The sequence below is a fragment of the Acinetobacter sp. 228 genome, assembly GCF_048147885.1.
This window is the reverse complement of sequence record NZ_JAYWYV010000156.1, coordinates 1-1,700: the sequence shown is the minus strand read 5'-3', so window position 1 is coordinate 1,700 and position 1,700 is coordinate 1. Positions and strand designations below refer to the sequence as shown.

2 protein-coding genes and 1 pseudogene are annotated in these 1,700 nt (G+C 38.6%); all 3 read right to left on the bottom strand.

What is annotated here, in order from left to right:
• Positions 1–12 precede the first annotated feature (12 nt).
• Positions 13–873, bottom strand: a complete 861-nt coding sequence (locus tag VXQ92_RS16890) for a pirin family protein (protein WP_416682596.1) — start codon at positions 871–873, stop codon at positions 13–15.
• Between the two features lie 170 nt (positions 874–1,043).
• Positions 1,044–1,496, bottom strand: a complete 453-nt coding sequence (hemJ, locus tag VXQ92_RS16885; protein ID WP_000339889.1) for a protoporphyrinogen oxidase HemJ — start codon at positions 1,494–1,496, stop codon at positions 1,044–1,046.
• Between the two features lie 18 nt (positions 1,497–1,514).
• Positions 1,515–1,700, bottom strand: a pseudogene (locus VXQ92_RS16880) (beta-ketoacyl-ACP synthase I); the annotation flags it as partial.

The window sequence follows — 1,700 nt, the reverse complement described above, 5'->3', positions numbered from 1 at the left end:
AGCTGGTCTGTTTTACTTGGCAAATCTTCCATTTTTAATATCATCATAGGCTTGTAAAATCTCATCATAAGTATTCATTACAAATGGACCATGACCATTAATCGGTTCTGCGATGGGTTGTCCTGTCAAAATAAGTAATTTGCAGCTTTGCAGGGCAGTAATAGAGAAATGCTCTCCTTGGTTTGACATGACTGCTAGGCCTTGTTCCTCTAAAACGTCTTCATCTTTATGAAATTGTGCCCGACCTGAACGTAAATAAACTAAAGCTGTTTCACCAGATTGAGCAGGGAAGGCAGCTTGTTGACCTGCCTGGAGCTCTACATCTAATACGGTAATAGGAGTGTGAGTAAGTGCAGGGCCCATAACATGCTTAAACTGCCCTGCAATAATACGTACAAATCCAGCTTCATTTTCCAGTTTCACCATCGGTATTTCAGCTTTCTTTAAACTTTGATAGCGCGGAGAATTCATTTTATTTGCTGCTGGTAAATTGACCCAAAGTTGAATCATTTCAAAGGGACCACCAGATCGAGAATACTCTTCACTAAACAATTCCCGATGAATCACACCAGAGGCTGCGGTCATCCATTGCACATCGCCAGCACTTATAAGTCCACCTCCACCAGATGAATCTTTATGTTCCAGTTCACCTGCATAAACAAGTGTTACCGTTTCGAATCCACGATGGGGATGATCATTAACTCCTCTACGTTTCATAGAATGTGCAATTTTTCCGGGACCTAAATGTTCGAGTAGTAAGAAGGGTGAGAGGGTATTGCCTAACTCATGGTAGGAAAAAACAGAAAGAACTGGATAAAAATCACCGACCGCAAAGCGAGTATCGTTACGATGAATAAAAGCCAGACTTTTCATGCTTTATCCTTTCTGTTGATTGAATTTATAAAAAAGATGAGATGTTTTTATAAGAATGTATTAAGACTGGTATAAAAGTCTTTTGCTCTGAATAATAAATTATGAATAGGTTGAGTCAGTAAAATGCATAAGAGAATGAGATGAGAGTCCTAGATAATAAAAAACCCCAGTTAAAACTGAGGTTTTACAACAACTAAAATCACAACAGCAAATAAAATTAAGGTTGGCATTTCATTGAAGAAACGCCAGAACTTATGTGATTTGTAGTGAGCATTTCCAATAAGCTTTTTGCGATAGTAACCACAAACTAAATGGTAGATCACTAATAAAGCCACTAATCCAACTTTTAGATAAAACCAAGTGGCTTCATGGTAATGTCTAGTTGCATCACCCCAATCTACGAGAAAGTGAGCGGTAATTAATGTGGCAATCATAGATGGCCACATAATACCTCGATACAACTTACGTTCCATTACTTCAAAGCGTTGATGGCTGGTAGCATCATCACTCATTGCATGATAAACATAAAGACGTGGTAAGTAGAACAAAGCAGCGAACCAACAAACCACAGCAATAATATGTAATGCTTTTACCCACAAAAAGGCATCAGAAGGTGCATCCATCGATAATCCTACGCGGGATTATGCATCCCACTTCTTGAAAATTAGGCAAGCGTTAACACCGCCAAAGCCAAAACTGTTACTCATTACAGTATTCAATTTTGTATCACGTTTTTCAAGCACAATATCAAAGCCTTCAGTACCTTCATCAAGCTCAGTCACGTTGATGTTTGGCGCGATAAAGTCATTTTGAAGCATTAATACAGA